This is a genomic window from Centipeda infelix ATCC 43532 (assembly GCF_000234095.1).
GTDB lineage: Bacteria > Bacillota > Negativicutes > Selenomonadales > Selenomonadaceae > Centipeda > Centipeda infelix.
The window spans coordinates 280,404-300,742 of the sequence record NZ_JH376800.1; the positions used below are offsets into that span (position 1 = coordinate 280,404).

Genomic DNA, 20,339 nt, shown 5'->3' on the forward strand with positions numbered 1-20,339 from the left:
ATGGGGGAAATCATGGAAAAAAGTTATCAGCTCGGGCTCTACGAAAAGGCCATGCCGGGGACGCTCACATGGTACGAGAAGCTGACCGCCGCGAAGGAGGCGGGGTTTGACTATGTGGAGATGAGCATCGACGAGACGGACGAAAAGCTCGCACGTCTCCATATGAGCACGGCAGAGATGGAGGAGATCCGTATCGCCATGCGCGAGACGGGGATGATGTTCGGTTCAATCTGCCTCAGCGGACACCGTAAATATCCGCTCGGCGATCCCGATCCTGCAAAGCAAACGCGAAGCATGGAGATCATGGAGGATGCAGTGGGGCTTGCCGCCGCGCTTGGTATTCGGACGATCCAGCTTGCGGGCTACGATGTCTACTATGACGAGGGCTCTGTGGAGACGCGTGCAGCATTTGCACGCAATCTCGTGAAGTCTGTGCTGTTGGCGGCTTGTGGCGGCGTACAGCTCGGCTTTGAGACGATGGAGACACCGTTTATGGACACGGTTGAAAAGGCGATGCACTACGTCGATCTTGTGCGCTCTCCCTACCTCGGTGTTTATCCCGACAGCGGCAATCTGACGAACGCGTCGCTTATTTACGGAAAAGGTGTTTTGGATGACATGGAGATGGGGCGCGGGTACATGGTCGCACTCCATCTGAAGGAAACCGTGCCAGGCAAGTATCGGGAAATCCCATTCGGTATGGGGCACGTTGACTTCGCCGCCATTGCAAAGAAGGCGTGGGAGCTGGGGGTGCGCCGCTATGTTGGTGAGTTCTGGTATACGGGGAACGCGGACTGGAAGGGAGACCTTGTATTTGCGAATGCATTCCTGCGCCGCGTACTCGATGCGGCGGCAGAGTAGGGAGGGAAACACATGCTGAAAAGCTCGAGTTCCTGCACTACGTCCACACGGGCAAGGGGCATCATCACGACGAACCGCGAGATCGACAAGATCGCGCACTATGAACTGACCAAAGACTGAGGAGAGGAACAGTATGCTGGAACAACTCAAGGAGCAGGTCTACGAGGCGAATATGCTCCTGCCGAAACATCATCTCGTGACATTCACATGGGGAAACGTGTCGGGCATCGACCGTGAAAAGGGCCTTTTCGTCATTAAGCCGTCGGGTGTGGAGTACGATGCGATGAAGCCATCGGACATGGTCGTTGTCGATCTCGACGGCAAGCGCGTCGAGGGCGATCTTAACCCATCGTCCGACACAGAGACACATCGTATTTTCTATCAAAAATTCCCGAACATCGGCGGTGTCGTGCACACGCATTCGCGGTGGGCAACCCTCTTCGCACAGGCAGGACGCGGCGTGCGTGCCTATGGAACGACGCACGCGGACTACTACTACGGCGAGATCCCATGCACGCGCGACATGACTGAGGAGGAGATCAAGAGTGCCTACGAGTACAACACAGGCGTGGTTGCTGTCGAACGTTTTGAAAAGGCACATCTGAATCCCGACCATATCCCCGCTGTTCTCGTCAAGAATCACGGACCGTTCTGCTGGGGCAAAGATCCCTTTGATGCCGTGCACAACGCCGTCGTCCTCGAGGAGGTCGCCATGATGGCGTTCCACACCGAAATGCTCACACCGGGCGTACAGGCGATCCAGCAGACCCTGCTTGACAAACACTTCCTGCGCAAGCACGGTGCAAACGCCTACTACGGGCAGAAAAAGTAACACACATACGAATCATCCAAAGAGCAGAGCAAGTCTGCTCTTTTTGTATTGCCAACGGCTTTATTGGGGCGATGATCCGTATAACAAAGAGCGTGCTGCTGCGAGCGCTTACGAACGTGAAAAGCCGCGTGGTTTTGTTCGCTTCAAGTAAGACAAAGGCGCATCGAAGGTGGAATATGGTCTTCGATGCGCTTTTATGGTATAATGCGAACAAAGGGGGCGATACAATGATTCCGTATGAAGTCATTGAAGCAAAGGAGATCCTGCATGAAGGTTTTGCAGAGCTTTTGGCAGATGTGAGCCGTATCAAGGATCGCGTGGGACTTGATCCGCAGGATGCCGTGCATCCGGTGTCCGGCTTCCAAAGCGAACTCCGCACAATCTTGCACAGGATTCTTGGCGATCGCTACAATACGCCCGAAGATATAGCGGAACTGAAGCAGGAGTTTGTGCGTGCCCGCGCTTACGTTCGAGAGTTGGAGACAGAAGATGCCGGAGAACTACAGCGCAAAGGAGCTTGATGAACAAAAAGAAAAATCAAAGCCGATTTATTAGGCGCGGTCACACCATCAAAAAATCCACAGGCATATCTTCTTGCCGGGCAGCCGGGGGCGGGCGAATGCCTCTATGATCGGGAGAAAACGCCATTTCGCGATCCTTCCGAACTCTTTCGCGAAGAGTTCTCGCGTGATCTTACACATCATGAGCGCGAACGTATTGTACGCGACTGTGTACCATACGTCAGTCGCGCTCGGGTGGAGGAAACGCTGCACGCATACGAACAGTTCTTTCCCAAGGAGGAGCACGGCAGTTTTACAGAGAATGAATAGGAGGGATTTTCTTGTATCGAAACATTTTGTGTATGACCGCGCTGGTCATGGTGCTCTTTATGGGGACTGCTCTCGCTGCGCCGCGTGCGATGACCGTGGATGATGTCGCGGTCGCCGGCATTGCTCCCGGCAATGATCTCAGCTATGTGCGGAGCATCTACGGTGAGCCGGACAGCGAAAAAACAATACGGATAGGCAACTATAATCACCCGGCATATCTGGTTGATTATTACGGGCAGGGATTTGTCATCACCTACAACATCATGGAAGAGGGTGCATGGAATCCTCTTGTTCAGACCATCGAGAGTACGAACGATGCACTCGTTATGCCCTCCGGCATCCACGTTGGCATGAAGATTGCGGATGTGCAGCAGATATTTAACAACTTGAAGGAACAACCATCTGATAAATCTGGTGAAAAAAAGTATGTATCACCACTTGACGGATTTGGTGTTACTCTTTCCAATGGAAAGGAAGGGATACGTTTCCTTGTCCTGCAAGTAGATCAGAAGGGGATTGTTCAAAAGATTCTTCTCACCGACAAATACGCTGACATATAACAAGATAGCACAAAAAACACCTGCTTACGGGAATCTCCCGCAAGCAGGTGTTTTTCAGTGCGTTTCTTTGACCTCCAGTGCCCATTGCTGCGCCTGTTCTTCAATCATTTCCGCAATCTCATCGTCGCTTGGAATCTCATGCGCTGCGTAGGTGTTTGGGAATCCGAAGTCATGACCGAACATATCGACCGCCTGATCTTGCGTGATAACCTCGCCTCCGATAAACTCTGGATGATCGGGATTCACATGAATTGCATTGCTATTTACCTGCTCCGTAGTTTTGCAAACTTCCGACGGCGTATCATGTATATTCTCAACAGCGGGGAGTGTCAAAGTCGCCGTACAAAAAAATCCTAAAAATCGCCATTATTTTTCTCTATAACTATTGACAAAGAGCCTGAAATTTCAAAGCATATTCCGCAGAAACTCCTGTGTTCGCTCCTCTTTCGGTGCACGGAAGAATGTTTGCGGCTCGCCCTGCTCGACGATGACACCGTTCTCCATAAAGATGACATTGGTTGCCGCTTCGCGGGCGAATGCCATTTCGTGCGTGACGACGATCATGGTCATGCGCTCGGCGGCAAGCGCCCGCATGGTGCGGAGCACCTCGCCCGTGAGCTCGGGGTCGAGCGCGGAGGTCGGCTCGTCAAAGAGCATGATGTCGGGCTTCATGGCAAGTGCCCGAGCGATGGCGACGCGCTGCTGCTGTCCGCCGGAGAGCTGGCTCGGGTAGTAGTTCTCACGGTCGGAGAGTCCGACTTTGGCAAGGAGTTCGCGCGCGTAGGGGAGAATCTCGTCCCGCGACTGTCCCTTGACGTGAATGGGGGCCTCGATGAGATTTTCGATGACGGTCATATGGGGGAAGAGATTGAACTGCTGAAAGACCATGCCCGTAGACATGAGGATGTGCCGCTCGTCGGCGGTGCTTGCGTAGGTCGCGGTGGTTTCGCCGTCTTTTGTCCAACAGAGTTTTTCCCCGCGAATTGTGATGTCCCCACGGTCAATCGTCTCAAGTTTGTTGATGCAGCGCAGAAGTGTCGACTTGCCTGATCCGGAGGAGCCGATGATGGCGAGCACTTCACCGCGTGCGAGACTGAGGTCGATGCCGCGAAGGACGCTGAGGTCGCCGAAGGATTTATGAATGCCGCGCATGGAGAGCATGATTTCGTTAGTTGTCGTATCTGCCATAGTACGCCTCCAGCTTTTTGAATCCATAGGTGAGTACGGCGGTCATCGCGAGGTAGAAGATGCCGGCGATGAGGAAGGGGGTCATGTCAAATTCGCGCTGAACGATGGTGCGTGCGACGCGCAAGAGGTCGTTCATGGCGAGGATGTAGACGAGGGAGGTGTCCTTGACGAGGTTGATGGTCTCGTTGCTGACGGGGGGCAGGGTGATGCGCAGCACCTGCGGCAGGACGATGCGCCGCATGGCGAGCGGTGCACTCATACCGAGTGCACGCGCTGCCTCAAACTGTCCGCGTGGGATGGCCTGTATGCCGGAGCGGAAGATCTCGGCGAAGTAGGCGGCATAGTTGAGGACAAAGGCGAGGAGTGCCGCCGCGATGTCGGGCAGCAGGATGCCGACCATCGGCAGAGCAAAGTAGACAAAGAGCAGTTGGAGCATCAGCGGTGTGCCGCGCATGATCCAGATATAAATCTCAAGTAGTCGGCTGAGCGGCCGAAAACGCGAAAGCCTCCCGAGCGCGGCAAAGAGTCCGAGCGGGAGGGAGAGTGCGAGCGTGACACAGAAAATCTCGAGGGTGATGGTCGAGCCCTCGAGCATGAGCAGTACCGTATCCAGTGTTTTATCCATTCGTTTTATCGTCCTTGCAGCGGCAAAAAGAGACTGCCGCCATTGAGCAGCAGCCTCCCGTTGTCACATGTTTATTTTGTGATATCTTTCGTGAACCACTCGGTCGAGATCTTTGCGATTGTGCCGTCCTTCTTCATCTCATCGAGCACCTTCTGCACCTCGTCACGCAGCGCAGTGTTGTCCTTGGCGAATGCAATGCCGAATTCGCTCGTGGGGCCGACGACGACATCAAGTGCTGCAAGCTCCTCGGGGTGTTTGCTCATGTAGTAGCGCCCGACAATCTCATCGCCGATGACCGCATCGAGACGTCCGTTCTCGAGATCCATAAAGGCTGCGACGTAGTCGGGGTATTTCTTGACCTCCTTGACATCGTTCTTGTAGAACGGGGTCGCGTCGATGTACTCCTCCGCCGTGCCCGCGCTCTGCGTGCCGACCGTCTTGCCCGCGAGACTCTTCTCATCCGTGACGGAGGTATTGCCCTTCTTCACGAAGATGATCTGGCGGTTGTCCATGTAGGGATTGGAGAAGAGCATATTCTCCTTACGCTTGTCGGTGATGTCGAGCCCATTCCAAAGGATCTGGACGCGTCCGCTCTTGAGTTCCGCCTCCTTGCTCGACCAGTCGATCGCCTTAAACTCCACCTCGCGTCCGAGACGTTTTGCTGCCTCCTTTGCGAGATCCACATCGAAGCCGACAATCTCGTTCTTCTCGTTCTTAAAGCCCATCGGCGGGAAGTTGTCGTCAAGTCCGACGATGATTTTTCCCATCTCTGCCGCATTGTCTGTCGATACTGTTTTCTCGCTGCCGCAGCCCATGAGGAGTGCCGCCGACAGTGCCATGACCGCCGCGCCTGCAAAAATATTCTTCCAGTTCATCGTTCCATCTCTCCTTGTTTTGCTTTAGTAAGATAAAGTGCTAACGTAGAATATTATACGTTATTGATTAAAATAAAGTCAAGTTTTATTTTACACAGGCAGGGATTTTTTCGTAAAGGTCGAAATATTTATAGGTGCAATAGTTTCGTGCGTAAATGAAGAGGAGATAAATCGAGGGAGGGCTTACCTTGCGTGCAATATCCGTAAGTGATCTGGAAGATGGGATGATACTTGCGCGGACGATCGTCAATGCCAAACGTGTGGTTGTCGTGTCGGAGAATACGGAGCTGACAGCGGCGCATATCACGCGCCTCAAGTTCCTGAAGATTCCCGTTGTCTACATCAAGGATGAGACGGAGCTCAAGGAGGATCGATCGCCGATCTTCTCGCGCAGCAATCTCTTTATCAAGCAGTATGAGAATGTGGTTGGGACGGCGAAGTCGATCTTCGAGGAGACGAAAAAGACGGGGAATGTGCCCGTCGCCGAGACGAATGAGATGGTGCAGGCGGATCTCTTGCCGCTCTCGCGCCGCAGTGGGACGATTGACTATCTGAACGAGGTCAATCATCTGGCGAGTGATATCTACAACCACTCCCTGCGTGTCTCGATTCTCTCGGGTGTTATCGCGAAGTGGATGAAGCTGGACCGTGAGACGGCAAAGGATATTGTACTTGCGGGCTTCCTGCATGATGTTGGCAAGTCGAAATTTGACCAGCGGCTTCTTGAGAAAAACATCGATACGCTGACAGGGGAGGATTATGAGCGGTACATCCAGCATACGGTAGACGGCGCTCAGATTCTGAATGGTGTTGCGGGACTGACGGAGGGCGTGCGCCTCACCGCGCTCCAGCATCACGAACGGATGGATGGGAGCGGTTTTCCGTTCAATATCCAGGGGGAGGATATTCACCTCTACGCGCGTATCGTCGCTGTGGCAGATCTTTACGACAACATCACGGTGGAGCGCGAGGGTTATCCGCGCCGCACACCGTTCGATGCGGTGACGGAGATCGCGCGGCAGATGTATACGAAGCTGGATCCGCAGGTCTGCATCCCCGTACTGACGAACATCAAAAATGCGTTCCTTGGTTCGCGTGTTCTGCTCAGCAATCACCGTGAGGGGACAATCACGGCGTATCCGCACGGCGTTGTGCCGCTTCCGATCGTGACGATCTCAGAGGACGAGGTGATCGATCTCAACGAGAACAAGAAGATCACGATTGTCGAGTATAATCCGAAATAAGTGCATCAGAAAAGCCCGTCGGAGTGTATCCGATGGGCTTTTTTCGTGAGTTCGATCATGTTAGCTGATGCTCTGAAGGGTGTTGTACCACACGAGTACCTTGTCATAGGTCGGCTGAAGATGGTTGGGTTCAAGATTTTCGCGTGTGCAGCAGGTGATGACTTTCTCCCAATCGCCCTTTTCGTAGGCGACAACGAGATCGAGCAGTCGGCGCAGGTCATTGTCCTTGCCGCGCAGGGCATCGCAGAGTTCGTCGGACAGGGAGACTTCCTTGAGAACGTCATCCATGGGCAGACTCAGAAGCACGTCGAGCAGCGAGAACATGCCGAGCAGGAAGGCTGTGTCGGATGTAAGGCCGGGACGCTTGAGATCACATGCGATGAGCTCGCAGAACTTTGCACGCAGGAGCGAGAGGGTGAAGAGTTCGGGTGGTTTGTCCTCGGAGAAGGTCTGGAGGCTGATGAGTGTTACCCAGCGACGTATACCGCTGGCACCGAGGAGTACGGTCGCCTGCTTGAGGTTGGATACATGGTTGTTGAGTCCGACACCCGCAGAGTTGATGTAGGTGAGCAGCTTGTGGACGAGGTTCGTATCCGAAGAGATGACACCGGTGATGGAGGAAAAATCGACATTTTGACGATTGATTTCCCGCAGGAGGCGAATCTTTGAGAGTGCGTTGCTCGTGAGCCTCTTTTGATGGAGGACTGCAGGTTTACAGAAGAAATAGCCCTGAAAGAGGACGTAGCCAAAGTCGAGCGCTTGCTGGAACTCCTCCTCTGTCTCGATTTTCTCCGCAAGGAGACGAACGTGCTTTGGCAGGATTTCACGCAGCTTTTTGCGCTCTTCGGGATCTGTCGTGATGCGGAAGTCGACTTTGATGATGTCCGCCATGTCGATGAGCGGTTCGTAGCCCGGCATCAGGACGAAGTCGTCGAGGGCGATCTTGTAGCCCTCCGACTTGAGCTCCTGCACAACTTGTAAAATCTCGGGGGTCGGCTGAACAGTCTCCAGAATCTCCACAACGACGCTTCCCGCTGGAAGGAGTTTCGGTGCACGGTTCAGGAGGTTCTGCTCAGTGAAGTTGATGAAGGCACGTTTATCCGAGACGAGCTTGTTCATGCCAAAGTCGAGCATGGCATTGACCATGACGCTCTGCGTTGCCACGTTGCCGTCGAGGTTGGGGTCAAAGGCGTTCTTGAGGCCGCTGCGAAACAGGATCTCGTATGCGTATACCTTTTTTTGCTGATCCAATATGGCCTGTCGCCCAATAAATGCTTCTTCCATTGTAAAAGCCTTTCTTTATGGGTCCATTTCCAATGGGGTGTCATGGTTATCTCCTGAAATAATGACACCCTATATACGGCGCATTATAGCATAAAGTCTGCGAAAAAGAAATGAAAAAGATTGGCTTTGATGTTATAATGGAGAAAACGAATTTGGATGTGATTGTTCTTGCTGAATGATATACAGATTGGCCGTTATCTGCCCGGGGATTCGTTTCTGCATCGTATGGATCCGCGGGTGAAGATGGTGTTGCTCTTTTTCTTCCTGCTGCTCATTTTCTTTGTGGAAAATGCAGCAGGATTCCTTGCTCTCGCTGTTTCCGTTGCTCTTTTGATGGTGTTTTCCGAGGTTCCGCTCGGGATGCAGCTCCGCTCGATTCGACCGATCCTCTGGATCGTTTTGTTTACGTTCGGCGTGCATCTCTTTATGACGCCGGGGACGGAGGTCTTTCGCGTCGGTCCATTGGGCGTGACATGGGAGGGACTTGCGCGCGGAGCGTACATCTCGCTGCGCCTCGTACTGCTCATTCTGCTCAGCACACTGCTGACACTGACGACGAGTCCCCTGCGTCTGACGGATGGGCTTGAGGCTTTGCTCTCGCCGCTGCGCCGCTTTCGTGTGCCAGTGCATGAGCTGTCGATGATGATGACGATCGCGTTGCGCTTTGTGCCGACACTTCTTGAAGAGTTGGATCGCATCATGAAGGCGCAGAAGGCGCGTGGTGCGGACTTTGAGCGTGGGAATATTATGCAGCGTCTGCGCGCGGTTGTGCCCGTGCTCGTCCCGCTCTTTCTCTCGGCATTTCGCCGCGCAGATGAACTTGCACTTGCGATGGAGGCGCGCTGCTATCGCGGCGGCGAGGGGCGCACACAGATGAAGGAACTAAAAACGGGGCGGCTCGATTATGCGGCGATTGCCGTGTTTGTGCTCGGAGCTGCGGGGATCTGCGCCTTGAGTCTCGGAGGGCTGCCCATTGCGCCCTGAACATGTGGAGCGGATGAAGGCGCGTGCGCGCAATATTGCGCTGGTGGTCGCCTATGACGGGACGAATTATCACGGGTTTCAGCGGCAGACGCCACCCGTTGTCGCAGTGCAGAATGTGCTTGAGTGCGCGCTCGGAAAAGTCTGCGGGGAGGACGTGGAACTCGCCGCAGCGGGGCGGACGGACGCAGGGGTGCACGCCTACGGGCAGGTGGTGAACTTCTTTACGGACGGACGGATTTCCGTCGAGCGCCTGCCGCGTGCTGTGAACGGACTACTGCCGCCCGATATTGTGGTAACACAGGCATGGGAGGCAGAGCGTGATTTCAGTGCGCGGCACTCGGCGACGGGGAAGGCGTATGTCTACCGTTTGGAGGAGTGCACTGTTCCGAATCCCTTTACACGCAGCTATGCGTGGCAGATCTTTCAGCCGCTTGATCACGATGCGATGCGTGGGGCACTTGCCATGCTCGTGGGAACGCATGACTACTCTTCGTTCCGCGCAGCGGGCGGCGCACCGATGTCGCCTGTGCGGACACTCGATGAGATACGGTTGGAGGAGGAGGGGGCAGGGCGGCTCTCCTGCTATCTGCACGGCAACGGTTTCCTCTATCATATGGTGCGCAATATCATGAGCGCGGCGGTGAGTGTGGGGCTCGGGCGCATCTCGGTGGAGCGCTTTGCCGAAATCTTTGCCGTGCGTGATCGGCGGCTTGTGCCTCCGACCGCGCCTGCCTGCGGACTCTATCTACTCTCGGTGGACTATGTGGCACATGATCGAAACGATGTGAGGAAGTGAGTGCGATGGAGCGGGAGGCAGCACAGCGGCTTGTTACAGAGGCGGCGCGCGAGGTGCGGCGTGGAATCTCGCAGGAGGGGACGGGCGGCAGCCACGTCATCACGCTGGTCAATGCCATTCTGGATGCGGCTCTCGCAGAGGAGGCGACGGACATACACCTTGAGCCGATGGGCGGCGGGCTGCGTATCCGTATGCGTGTAGACGGTCTCCTGCAGGAGCGACCGATCCGATTTCCAGCGGAGCTTGCGCCCGTCATCATCGCACGTCTTAAGGTGATGGCGGGACTGGATACGGCAAAGCGTAACCGTCCGCAGGACGGACAGATCCGCTATCGACAGGGAGCGCATTCGATCGATATGCGCGTGGCGGTGCTTCCCGTGGTGGAGGGGGAGCGTATGGTGGTGCGCATCATGGATGCGACGGAGCGGTTCCTTGGATGCGCGGAGCTGGGCTTCACGCAGCGCAATCAGGAGTTGTTTGAACGGCTGATTCGCCGCCCGACGGGGCTGCTCCTCCTCTGCGGCCCGATGAATTCGGGCAAGACGACGACACTCTACGCCGCACTCTCAGCGCTGAACGAGCCGAGCTGTCACATCATGACGCTTGAGGATCCCGTGGAGCGGCGGCTTGAAGGGATCAGCCAGTTCCAGGTGAATCCGGAGGCGGGGCTGACCTTTGTCGTGGGGCTTCGTGCGGCACTGCGGCAGGACGCGCAGAAGATTCTCCTCGGTGAGATTCGCGACCGCGAGACGGCGGAGATGGCGGTGCGCATCGCGCTCACGGGGCACGCGCTCTTTTCAACGCTGCACACCGAGGATACGGTGTCGGCGGTCTTTCGTATGATCGAGATGGGCGTGCCGCCCTATCTGCTTGCAGCGACGCTGTCGGGCGTGATTGCACAGCGTCTCGTGCGGCGTGTATGCTCGAACTGTATGGAAAAATATACGGTCGCTGACGGCTCGCGTGAGGCAGTCCAGCTTGGCGATCTCTACCATGAGGGGCTGGAACTTGTGCGGGGACGCGGCTGCGTGTATTGTCACGGCAGCGGCTACCGCGGGCGCATGGCGATTCATGAGATCCTGCCCGTGTCGGAGCGTATCCGTGCTGCGATTCTCAATGGGCGCGACAAGGAATTGCTGCGCAGTGCAGCAATGGAGGACGGTATGGAGACGCTGTGGCAGGATGGCGCGGCAAAGGTATTGGCGGGGGAGACGACCCTCGCAGAGGTGGAGCGGGCACTCTATGGATGAGCGGGAGAGACTTGCGGATATTCTGCACTGCATGATCGCGGCGGAGGCGTCCGATCTGCACATTGCACCCGAGCAGCGTGTGCAGATGCGGCGTGACGGTGTGCTCATGCCGGAGGATTTTGTGCCGACGGCTGCCCTGATGGAGCAGTTGACAGAGCGCATGATGTCGGAGGAGCAGTGCGCCCTGATTTCTGAATGCGACATTGATTTTTCGTGGATGTATGAGGGGCGGCGTTTTCGCGGAAATGCCTACCGTATGAAGGGCGGGATCGGCATCGCCCTGCGTCTCCTGCCCGCGCGCATTCCGACCCCAGAGGAGATCGGGATGCCCGCGGGGCTGTGCGTACTTGCCGAGGCACAGAACGGGCTTGCCCTCGTATGCGGCGCAACAGGCACGGGTAAGACAACGACGCTCGCCGCGTTGATCGAGCAGATCAATCGTACGCGGCATGTGCACGTCATCACGCTTGAGGATCCGATCGAGTATGTTTTTCCGCCGGCGTGTGCATTTCTCAGTCAGCGGGAGGCGGGGCGTGACTTTACATCATTTCCTGCTGCCGTGCGGAGCGCACTGCGCGAGGATCCCGATATCCTGCTTGTCGGTGAGATCCGTGACCGCGCGACGATGGAGGCGGCACTGATGGCGGCGACAACGGGAGTACTCGTCCTCGGGACGCTGCATACGCGCGGTGCGGCAGAGACACCGCTGCGCGTGGAGAGTATGTTTCCGCCGGATGTGCGCGACGCTGTGCGGGCGCAGCTTGCCGATGTGCTGACGGGGATCTTCGCGCAGCGTCTCCTTCCGCGTCGCGGCGGCGGGCGTGTTGCCGCGTTCGAGGTGCTCATGGCAACGCCCGCCGTGCGGAACATTCTGCGGCAGGGCAGCTGCTCGCAGCTTGCATCCGTGATGATGAGTGGTGCGGCGCAGGGCATGCAGACGGCGGAGATGGCGGAGGCGATACTCAGGGCGAAGGGTATGCTCGCATGAAGAAGTTTTCGTACCGTGCCTGTACGTCGGCAGGCGTGGCACTGCGTGGGACGATCGCGGCGGAGTCGGCGCCCGAGGCGGTGCGGATCCTTGCTGCAGAGGGCAAGACCGTGCTTCGTCTGCGGGAGCGGCGTGAGTTCTGTCTGCCCGATTTTCTATGGCTGCGGCGCGGCGGCATCACCGCGGAGGAGCGGATTGCGTTCCTGCACGAGCTGGCAGCTCTTCTCGGCGCGGGGCTGCCCGTGCATGAGGCATTGGCACAAATCACCGATGGCGCACGAGAGGGCACATACGCGCGGATGACGGCAGCACTCTATCAGGCGGTGCTGCGTGGTATGCCACTCTCCCAGGCAATGGCGCTGCAGAGGGCGACGTTCTCCGAAAGCCTGATCGGAATGGTGCGTGCGGGTGAGGAGAGCGGAATGCTCGAAACGATCCTACATGAGGCGGCAGCAGTTCTCACCGAGGCACATGTCCTGCGCGAATCCATACGCAGCGCACTTGCCTATCCTCTCTTTTTGCTTGCGGCAACCGTTTTTTCGCTGCTCCTCATGACCGTGTTCATCCTGCCAATCTTTGCCGCACTCCTGCGTGATCTGGGAGCAGAGGCTCCCCTGCCGACACGCGTGATGCTCGCGCTCTCCGATGCTCTTGCGGCACATCCCTATGCGCTGATCGCCGCTGTCATCGGGGGCTGCCTTGTTATTCCTTTGCTGTTGGCACAGCCCGTGCTGCGCCTTCATGTCGATGCGCTGCTTCTGCGCATCCCTGTGCTGGGGACGTTCCTGGGGCTCGCTGCGTGGCAGACTATTCTGCGAACGCTCGCGATTCTCCTCAAGAGCGGCATTCGTCTGGATCGCGCTGTGGCACTTGCACGATCAATGACGGGGAATCGTGCGCTCGCCGATTATCTCGGGCGGATGGAGCGAAACCTTGTCGAAGGCCGTACATTTGGACAGGTGATTGTGCACGCACCGTATGTCCCACAGATTCTGCACGGAATGCTCGCTGCTGGAGAGGCGGCGGGGGATCTGGAGCGCCTCCTGCAGCATGGGGCAGACTACTGCCGGCGCCGTGCTGCTGCGTACAGTACGCGCATGGAGGCTTTGACCGAGCCTGCGATGATCGTCATCGTCGCCGCGCTCATCTTCTTCGTGGTGCTCTCCGTTCTCCTGCCGATCTTTGATACGATGGACGCATTGATGTGAAAAAATAAATGGGGCCTCCTGAAGTCATGTAACTTCAAGAAGGCCCCTTTTTATTTTCGTCGATGCAAACGCTCGTAGAACAGGGAGCAGCACATACACGCTGCGAAGATGAGCATCAGATCGAGTTGGTACGCCCATGTCCCGACAATACCGCCGAAGGACATGTGCTCAAAGAGTATTTTTCGTAGATATGCGTTGTGATAAAGGCGTGCACACCCGCAATGATGAGCAGAATGCCGCGCACGTTATAAACGCGTGTCATCTGTGGTCAAAAGGCGATTTGGGAGAAAGAGGAGGACTGCCGAAATGAGGACATAGAGGAATGTGTGCATCAGTTGCTATACCCCAGCGAGGAAAGCCAGTTGGCAACCTCAAGCTTTGCCTGATCGGGATTGTTATGCACGAATTTTCCCTGAATCCCGAACCCCTTTTGCATCTGTGCACCCTTTGCAAAGTGCGGAATCTCCTCCTCCATACCGCTCATAGCGTTGCCTGATCCAGTACAGAACGGGATGATCGTCTTGCCTGTGAAATCGTAGCTTTCAAGGAAAGTGTAGACGGGCATCGGCAGATCCTGGTACCAGATCGGGTAGCCGAGATAGACGATGTCGTAGCTATCCATATCCTCCATTCGTGCGGCGAGCGGGGGACGCGCCGACGATGCTTGTTCCTCCTTGGCGACCTTTGTCATCTCCTGATAGTTGATAGGATATGGTGTGATCGTTTGTATCTCGAAAATTTTGTCCGCGTGTGTGATCTCCGCGATCTGCTCCGCAATGATATGTGTGTTGCCCTTATCGATCACGCCAACTTCGAAATTCTCGCCTGCGCGTGAGAAGAATGCAACAAGCACGCGCTTTCCGGAAAAATTCGCGGGTGGATGAATGGGGCGCGTGAGATCCAGCACTACAGAATCCGCATGATCGAGATCGTCGCCATCGGTGGACATGTTTCCGCAGCCAATGGCAAGAACGGCAAACACTGTGCAGAATATCAGTAAGATCTTTTTCATGAAATCACCTCTTTTGTGTTTCGTTATTATATAGGAGAAAAGAACTAAATTCAATGACGTTCTACACAAAAAAGCCGTGCATAAGTACTGTGCACGGCTGACTTTATGCTGTCGTTTATTTCCCTGTGAACGTGAATTTGACCCCCTGCGTGAACGATGGAATCGCCGTGCCTTCAACTTCGATCTGTCCTGGCATCGAGCCCTTTGCATTGAAGAGGATGGTGCAGTGTCCGCTCTCGCGGATGGTATCGTTCGCGTTCTCCCCGACGCGCACGATCTTGTACTTCTGTTTCCCGACGGAGAGGGTGTCGCCGACGGCAATTTCCCCGACCAGCTCGCTCGGTGTATGTTCGATGACCATCTCGGCGAGATTCGGGTGTGCACCCTCGTCGAGCAGGATCACGCTGTTATTGGTCTCAAGGAATTTGCGTGCCAGTTTGCCGATGGCGGTGACACTGACTTCATATTTTACACTCATTTGAAATGCCTCCCCCGGATGGTATCCGAATCTCTCAACGTTATCTTAAAATTATTCTACCACAAGGATATCCCGTTGTAAAATCTTTTCGCCGCGCTCGTGCATTGACAAGTGAAAAGGAAATTAGTACACTTTCACTGAGAGGGATCATCAATAGATATACGAAGATTCCGACAGGATGACTTCATTAGGGGGACTTGATATGCAGGACATTCGTTTGGACAGTCCGCTCAAGGGACGTCTGATCCCACTTTCAGAGGTGACGGATCCGGCGTTCGCGAGCGGTGCGATGGGTCGCGGTGCGGCGATTGCCGATCCCGAGGGGCGTGTGGTGTCACCGGTGGACGGCGAGGTCACCGTGCTCTTTGGCTCGAAGCATGCCATCGGCATTCACTCGGCGGACGGGGTGGATCTCCTCATCCACGTCGGTGTGGATACGGTGAAGCTCGAGGGGAAGCATTTCACGGCGCACGTTGCACAGGGAGATACGATAAAGCGCGGGCAGCTGCTGCTTGAGTTCGATCCCGAGGCAATCCGTGCGGAGGGATATGAGACGACGACCCCCGTGCTCGTGACGAATGCGGCGGACTTCGGGAAGATCACGTTCGCCCTCGATGATGCGGAGATCTCCTCGGGCGGTGATGAGCCTGCCGAGGAAGCACCTGCAGCAGCGGCTCCGGCGGAGGATGACATCGATCCGAATCTGCCGAAGGAGGAGCGTGTCGCAAAGCTCATCTGGAAGTACGTCGGCGGCACGGGCAATGTCCGCAGTGCCGAGCACTGTGCGACGCGTTTGCGCCTCATCGTCAACGACAAGTCGATCATCGACGAGAAGGCAATCGAGAACATCGACGGTGTGAAGGGGCAGTTCTTTGCCGCCGCACAGTACCAGATCATCCTCGGTACGGGCTTCGTCGACAAGGTGTTCGATGCCTTTGTCGCGGGCACGAATCTCGTGGGTGCGGTGAACAGCAAGCAGGAGGCGTACGATCAGATGACGCCGCTGCAAAAGGTTTCGCGCACGCTCGGTGACGTGTTCGTTCCGATTATCCCCGTGCTTGTTGCCACCGGTCTTTTCATGGGGCTGCGCGGTGCGGCGCAGAGTCTCGGCGTCGAGATGAGCGACAATCTGCTCCGCATGAGCCAGATTCTCACCGATACGGCGTTTGCATTCCTGCCCGCGCTTGTCTGCTGGTCGACGATGAACCGCTTCGGCGGCACGCCCGTCATTGGCATCGTCCTCGGTCTCATGCTCGTTGCGCCGCAGCTGCCGAATGCGTATGCGATTGCGGCGGGCGATGCCGTTCCGCTCTCGATGGACATCCTCGGCATTCCGATCCCCGTCGTCGGCTATCAGGGCTCTGTTCTGCCCGCACTCGTGCTCGGCATCTTTGCCGCGCGTCTGCAAAAGTGGTTCAAGACCTTCGTGCCCGACATCATCGACCTCATCGTAACCCCGTTCCTGACACTGTTCGTCTCGATGCTGCTCGGTCTGCTCATCATCGGACCCATCATGCACACGCTTGAGATTGGCATCTTCGGTGCGGTGCGTGCCTTCCTGGAGCTCCCGTACGGCATTGGCGGCTTCATCGTCGGCGGCGTGCATCAGGTCATCGTCGTATTCGGCGTGCACCATGTCTTCAACGCGCTCGAGGTGCAGCTGCTCGCATCGACGGGGCTTGACCCGTTCAACGCGATCATCACGGGTGCGATCGTCGCGCAGGGCGGTGCTGCGGTCGCTGTCGCAGCGCGTACGCACGACGCAAAGAAGCGTGCGCTCTACATCTCCTCGGCGGTTCCCGCGTTCCTCGGCATCACAGAGCCGGCGATCTTCGGTATCAACCTGCGCTTCATGAAGCCGTTCATTTACGGTCTCGTCGGCGGCGCGTGCGCGGGCGCGATTGCGGGCTTCCTGCATCTCGCGGGCACGGGCATGGGCATCACGGTGCTGCCGGGCACGCTGCTCTATCTTGACCACCTCGCTGAGTACGTTCTCGTTAACGCAGTCGGCTTCGGCGTGGCGTTCGGTCTGACCTTCACCTTCTTCCGTCCTGAGGAGTGAGCACTGTGGAGAACTTTGACAAGCGGGCAGTCGACGCGCGGCTTGCGGAGGGATTCCCCTTCACGCACCGCTGGCACAACCGCTTTCATCTCGAAATGCCGTTCGGCCTCATCAACGATCCGAACGGGATGACCTACCATAACGGCGCATACCACATCTTCTACCAGTGGAATCCGTTCGGCTGTGCGCACAAGAATAAATCATGGGCGCACACGAAGACACGGGATTTCTGCACCTACAGCATCCCGCAGCTCGCGCTCTGGCCGACGGACGAGCACGACAAGGACGGCTGCTACTCGGGCTGCGGCACGGAGGAGGACGGGCATCTGCGCATCCTCTATACTTGCAATGCAAAGGATGAACAGGGCAACCGCAGCTCTGTGCAGCGGTTCGGCACGTTTACCAAGGCTGCGGGCGCGGTCAAAAAAGAGGAGATCATCATCGACGGCCCGCCTGCAGGCTTTACGGCGCATTTCCGCGACCCCTATCTCTTTGAGCGGGGCGGCGTGCGCCACCTCATCATCGGCGCACAGACACAGGACGAGCGCGGCTGCGTGCTCGTCTACCGTGAGGCACCGATCCGTTGGGAGTGTCTGGGCGAACTCCGCACGCAGCTGAAGGACTTCGGCTATATGTGGGAGTGTCCCAATCTCCTCTCGTTCGGCGACTGCGATGTGCTCGTCTTCTGTCCGCAGGGCGTGGAGGCGCGCGCTTACGACCGCCAGAACGTCTATCAGGCGGGCTACATCGCAGGACACGCCTCGATGGATGCGATGGAGATGCTGATGCACGGGCGGTTTAAGGAGCTCGATCACGGCTTTGACTTCTATGCGCCGCAGATCGTCACGCACGAGGGGCGGCACATCCTCATCGGCTGGATGGGGATGCCCGACCGCGAGCAGGACTACCCGACACGGGAGGAGGGCTGGATGCATAGCCTGACGCTCCCGCGCGTGCTGACACTGCGGCAGGGGCATATCTTCTCAGAGCCGGCGCGTGAGCTGAAGGCACTGCGCCACCGTGAGACCGAGCGCACGATGGAGGCGGAGGGGGAGAGCGAGTTCTCTGCGACCCTCTACGATCTCACAGAGTTCATCCTCGATCTCACGATGGGGGAGGCGCATACGGTCTCCGTCGAACTCGTCTTCGGACTTGAAAAGCTCGTCTTCCGCTACAATCGTCTGGAGCAGGTCATGACCATCGACCGCACGGGCATGAAGCTCGGCGGGCGCGGCAAACGCGTCTTCAAGCTGTATGCCGAGGATACGCTCTCCATGCGGGTGTATGTTGACCACGGTGCCGTCGAGGCGTTCTTTCAGCACGGCGAGGAGGCTGCGGCCATCGCCATCTTCCCCGAGAAGAACATTCAGCCGACGCTGCGCGTCTTCTCCGACGTGGACATGAAGCAACTGTCGGGCGTGCTCTGGGAGCTTGAGCCGTTTCACTACGAGGCAGTGGGCACGATATGAGCGTCATCATCTTACGGCGGTTTGTCAGTATGCTGGTCGTGCTGCTCACCATGACCGGCGGGACATTCGTGCTCATGCAGCTCTCGCCCGTCGACCCTGTCGCGCTTCACTTTGTCATGATGGGCGTTCCCGCCGACCCGCAGCTTGTCGCGGAGTTTCGCGCGGAGCTGGGACTGGATCAGCCGCTGATCATTCAATATGCGCACTGGCTGTGCGGGATACTGTCCGGCGATCTCGGCTACTCCATCGCCTATGGTGTTCCCGTTGCGGACTTGGTGCGTGAGGCACTGCCGCGGACGCTTGCGCTTGCGGGACTCTCTGTTCTGTTTGCCGCAGTGGCTGCAATTCCGCTCGGTCTGCTTGCCTTTTATCGGCATGGAACATGGATCGATCATGCCGCGCGCATCCTGTCATTTCTAGGAATCTCTCTGCCGACCTTCTGGGTCGGCCTTTTGCTGATTTTGCTGTTCTCCGTTCATCTGCGTCTCGTCCCTGTGACGGCGACGGATGGCCTGCGCGGGATGATCCTGCCGGCTGCGGCTCTCGCCATCTGGATTGCGGGGCTCTATATTCGTCGCCTTCGCAATGCTCTGCTCGAGGAGCATGGGAAAAACTATGTGATTGGGGCGCATGCGCTCGGACTGCCGGCTCATGTTGTCCTATGGCGTTATATCATGCCGAATGCCCTGACGGGGCTTGTCCCGATGCTCGGGCTTACGCTCGGGAATATTCTCGGCGGCTCTGCCGTCATTGAGACGATTTTTGGATGGCGCGGCATGGGGCAGCTGATGACGACGGCAATCCTCGCGCAGGACTATCAGCTGATGCAGGCGTATATCCTGTGGGGGACGGGGGTTTTTGTGGTGATGAATTTCATCGCCGATCTCATCTGTCTCCGTTTGGATCCGCGCCGCATGCAGGAAGGGGGGGCGCGTCAGCTATGAGTTATCTGTGGGGCAGACTGCTGCGCCGTCGGGATTTCTGCATCATCGGCATGCTGCTCATCGTGTGGGCACTGCTCGCAGTGCTTGCGCCCTATATCGCTCCCTACGATCCCTATGAACAGGATCTGACGATGCGTCTGACGGGCAACACGGCGGTGCATTTCTTCGGAACGGATCAGCTCGGGCGCGACATTCTTTCACGCATCTTGTACGGCGGGCAGATCAGCCTGTCGGTCACGCTACTCATTGTCGCAATCACAGCATTTTTTGGCATCGCTGTCGGGATGGTCGCAGGATTCCTGCGGGGGACGGCGGATCGCGTCATGACGGCACTGCTGGACTTCTTTCTGGGAATGCCGTCGCTCGTCGTCTCCATCGCTCTGATCGGCGTGCTCGGACCGAGCATTCCGCATCTCATTCTCGCACTCTCGTTCACGCATTGGGCGGAGTATGCCCGCGTTGCACGCACACTCGTGCAGTCCGAGCGGGAGAAACCCTATGCACGGTATGCGGTGTTCAGTGGAGCAGGGCTTTGGGGCGCACTGTCCTCCTACCTCCTGCCGAATGTTCTGCCGCGCCTTTTGGTGCTCATTTTTCAAAATATCGGAGAGATTCTGCTCACGGTTGCGGGACTTTCTCTCATTGGCATCGGCGTGCCTCTGCCCTATCCGGAGTGGGGAACGATGCTCATGGGCGCGCGCGACTATTTGCAGACCGCCCCGCAGCTCATGATTTACCCCGGGGCGGCGATCTTTGTGACGATCTTTCTGTTCAACTATATGGGGGATATACTGCGCGACGTAATGGATCCGTCCGGGGGGTGATGTGTATGACAGGGAATCGTGTCTT

General features: G+C 57.0%; 22 protein-coding genes. 14 read left to right on the forward strand and 8 right to left on the reverse strand.

The window, feature by feature from the left end; genetic code table 11:
* From HMPREF9334_RS10140 to HMPREF9334_RS10160, 4 genes are all read left to right on the forward strand, one after another.
* Window positions 1-861, forward strand: a complete 861-nt coding sequence (locus HMPREF9334_RS10140) for an L-ribulose-5-phosphate 3-epimerase (RefSeq protein WP_050803436.1) — start codon at window positions 1-3, stop codon at window positions 859-861.
* Between the two features lie 133 nt (window positions 862-994).
* Entirely contained in the window at window positions 995-1,693 is a 699-nt protein-coding gene (gene araD, locus HMPREF9334_RS10145; RefSeq protein ID WP_006693379.1) for an L-ribulose-5-phosphate 4-epimerase, read from the forward strand.
* A gap of 176 nt (window positions 1,694-1,869) precedes the next feature.
* Entirely contained in the window at window positions 1,870-2,214 is a 345-nt protein-coding gene (locus HMPREF9334_RS10150; protein WP_006693380.1) for a hypothetical protein, read from the forward strand.
* Window positions 2,215-2,555: 341 nt separating this feature from the next.
* Complete coding sequence (locus tag HMPREF9334_RS10160) at window positions 2,556-3,083, forward strand: hypothetical protein (protein ID WP_006693381.1); 528 nt, start codon at window positions 2,556-2,558, stop codon at window positions 3,081-3,083.
* A 54-nt stretch (window positions 3,084-3,137) separates the two neighbouring features.
* On the opposite strand, the gene HMPREF9334_RS10165 is transcribed toward HMPREF9334_RS10160, so the two are convergent.
* From HMPREF9334_RS10165 to HMPREF9334_RS10180, 4 genes are all read right to left on the reverse strand, one after another.
* Window positions 3,138-3,329: a hypothetical protein gene (locus tag HMPREF9334_RS10165; protein ID WP_006693382.1), complete on the reverse strand. Its 192-nt coding sequence runs from the start codon at window positions 3,327-3,329 to the stop codon at window positions 3,138-3,140.
* A gap of 159 nt (window positions 3,330-3,488) precedes the next feature.
* Window positions 3,489-4,271: an amino acid ABC transporter ATP-binding protein gene (locus HMPREF9334_RS10170; RefSeq protein WP_006693383.1), complete on the reverse strand. Its 783-nt coding sequence runs from the start codon at window positions 4,269-4,271 to the stop codon at window positions 3,489-3,491.
* Window positions 4,252-4,896: an amino acid ABC transporter permease gene (locus HMPREF9334_RS10175; RefSeq protein WP_006693384.1), complete on the reverse strand. Its 645-nt coding sequence runs from the start codon at window positions 4,894-4,896 to the stop codon at window positions 4,252-4,254. Before HMPREF9334_RS10175 ends, HMPREF9334_RS10170 begins: the two co-directional genes overlap by 20 nt.
* Window positions 4,897-4,967: 71 nt before the next feature.
* Window positions 4,968-5,771 carry an amino acid ABC transporter substrate-binding protein gene (locus HMPREF9334_RS10180; protein ID WP_006693385.1) on the reverse strand — a complete coding sequence of 268 codons (804 nt, stop codon included), beginning with the start codon at window positions 5,769-5,771 and terminating at the stop codon, window positions 4,968-4,970.
* A gap of 224 nt (window positions 5,772-5,995) precedes the next feature.
* On the opposite strand from HMPREF9334_RS10180, the gene HMPREF9334_RS10185 reads away from it, so the two are divergent.
* Window positions 5,996-7,015 carry an HD-GYP domain-containing protein gene (locus HMPREF9334_RS10185; protein ID WP_050803438.1) on the forward strand — a complete coding sequence of 340 codons (1,020 nt, stop codon included), beginning with the start codon at window positions 5,996-5,998 and terminating at the stop codon, window positions 7,013-7,015.
* A gap of 60 nt (window positions 7,016-7,075) precedes the next feature.
* On the opposite strand, the gene HMPREF9334_RS10190 is transcribed toward HMPREF9334_RS10185, so the two are convergent.
* On the reverse strand, window positions 7,076-8,299 hold the full coding sequence (locus tag HMPREF9334_RS10190) for an EAL and HDOD domain-containing protein (RefSeq protein WP_006693387.1): 1,224 nt from the start codon (window positions 8,297-8,299) through the stop codon (window positions 7,076-7,078).
* Between the two features lie 168 nt (window positions 8,300-8,467).
* Here HMPREF9334_RS10190 and HMPREF9334_RS10195 point away from each other — a divergent pair, with 168 nt between their 5' ends.
* Genes HMPREF9334_RS10195 through HMPREF9334_RS10215 form a run of 5 tightly spaced genes read left to right on the forward strand, consistent with a single transcriptional unit; the run spans window position 8,468 to window position 13,525 of the window.
* The gene (locus HMPREF9334_RS10195; RefSeq protein ID WP_006693388.1) at window positions 8,468-9,283 is read left to right on the forward strand and encodes an energy-coupling factor transporter transmembrane component T family protein; all 816 of its coding nucleotides are present in this window, start codon (window positions 8,468-8,470) and stop codon (window positions 9,281-9,283) included.
* A gap of 13 nt (window positions 9,284-9,296) precedes the next feature.
* Window positions 9,297-10,079, forward strand: a complete 783-nt coding sequence (truA, locus tag HMPREF9334_RS10200) for a tRNA pseudouridine(38-40) synthase TruA (RefSeq protein WP_006693389.1) — start codon at window positions 9,297-9,299, stop codon at window positions 10,077-10,079.
* A 5-nt stretch (window positions 10,080-10,084) separates the two neighbouring features.
* On the forward strand, window positions 10,085-11,329 hold the full coding sequence (locus HMPREF9334_RS10205; protein ID WP_006693390.1) for a GspE/PulE family protein: 1,245 nt from the start codon (window positions 10,085-10,087) through the stop codon (window positions 11,327-11,329).
* Window positions 11,322-12,317 (forward strand): type IV pilus twitching motility protein PilT, encoded by a 996-nt coding sequence (locus HMPREF9334_RS10210; protein WP_006693391.1) that lies wholly within the window; start codon window positions 11,322-11,324, stop codon window positions 12,315-12,317. The genes HMPREF9334_RS10205 and HMPREF9334_RS10210 overlap by 8 nt, the downstream gene beginning before the upstream one ends.
* On the forward strand, window positions 12,314-13,525 hold the full coding sequence (locus HMPREF9334_RS10215) for a type II secretion system F family protein (RefSeq protein ID WP_006693392.1): 1,212 nt from the start codon (window positions 12,314-12,316) through the stop codon (window positions 13,523-13,525). The genes HMPREF9334_RS10210 and HMPREF9334_RS10215 overlap by 4 nt, the downstream gene beginning before the upstream one ends.
* Window positions 13,526-13,640: 115 nt before the next feature.
* On the opposite strand, the gene HMPREF9334_RS12340 is transcribed toward HMPREF9334_RS10215, so the two are convergent.
* The 3 genes from HMPREF9334_RS12340 to HMPREF9334_RS10225 all read right to left on the reverse strand — a co-directional run bounded on the left by HMPREF9334_RS12340 (window position 13,641) and on the right by HMPREF9334_RS10225 (window position 15,015).
* Window positions 13,641-13,787 carry a hypothetical protein gene (locus tag HMPREF9334_RS12340; protein ID WP_245535255.1) on the reverse strand — a complete coding sequence of 49 codons (147 nt, stop codon included), beginning with the start codon at window positions 13,785-13,787 and terminating at the stop codon, window positions 13,641-13,643.
* A 69-nt stretch (window positions 13,788-13,856) separates the two neighbouring features.
* Entirely contained in the window at window positions 13,857-14,537 is a 681-nt protein-coding gene (locus HMPREF9334_RS10220) for a flavodoxin (protein ID WP_006693393.1), read from the reverse strand.
* A gap of 115 nt (window positions 14,538-14,652) precedes the next feature.
* Entirely contained in the window at window positions 14,653-15,015 is a 363-nt protein-coding gene (locus HMPREF9334_RS10225; protein WP_006693394.1) for a PTS glucitol/sorbitol transporter subunit IIA, read from the reverse strand.
* Window positions 15,016-15,217: 202 nt separating this feature from the next.
* Between HMPREF9334_RS10225 and HMPREF9334_RS10230 the strand changes: the two genes are divergently transcribed.
* The 4 genes from HMPREF9334_RS10230 to HMPREF9334_RS10245 are packed head-to-tail and all read left to right on the forward strand — an operon-like array spanning window position 15,218 to window position 20,314.
* Window positions 15,218-17,077 carry a glucose PTS transporter subunit IIA gene (locus tag HMPREF9334_RS10230; protein WP_006693395.1) on the forward strand — a complete coding sequence of 620 codons (1,860 nt, stop codon included), beginning with the start codon at window positions 15,218-15,220 and terminating at the stop codon, window positions 17,075-17,077.
* A gap of 5 nt (window positions 17,078-17,082) precedes the next feature.
* On the forward strand, window positions 17,083-18,546 hold the full coding sequence (locus HMPREF9334_RS10235) for a glycoside hydrolase family 32 protein (RefSeq protein ID WP_006693396.1): 1,464 nt from the start codon (window positions 17,083-17,085) through the stop codon (window positions 18,544-18,546).
* Window positions 18,543-19,490, forward strand: coding sequence for an ABC transporter permease (locus tag HMPREF9334_RS10240; RefSeq protein WP_006693397.1), 948 nt, complete (start codon window positions 18,543-18,545; stop codon window positions 19,488-19,490). Before HMPREF9334_RS10235 ends, HMPREF9334_RS10240 begins: the two co-directional genes overlap by 4 nt.
* A complete protein-coding gene (locus HMPREF9334_RS10245) occupies window positions 19,487-20,314 on the forward strand; it encodes an ABC transporter permease (RefSeq protein WP_006693398.1) in 828 nt (275 codons plus the stop codon). The genes HMPREF9334_RS10240 and HMPREF9334_RS10245 overlap by 4 nt, the downstream gene beginning before the upstream one ends.
* Window positions 20,315-20,339 lie beyond the last annotated feature (25 nt).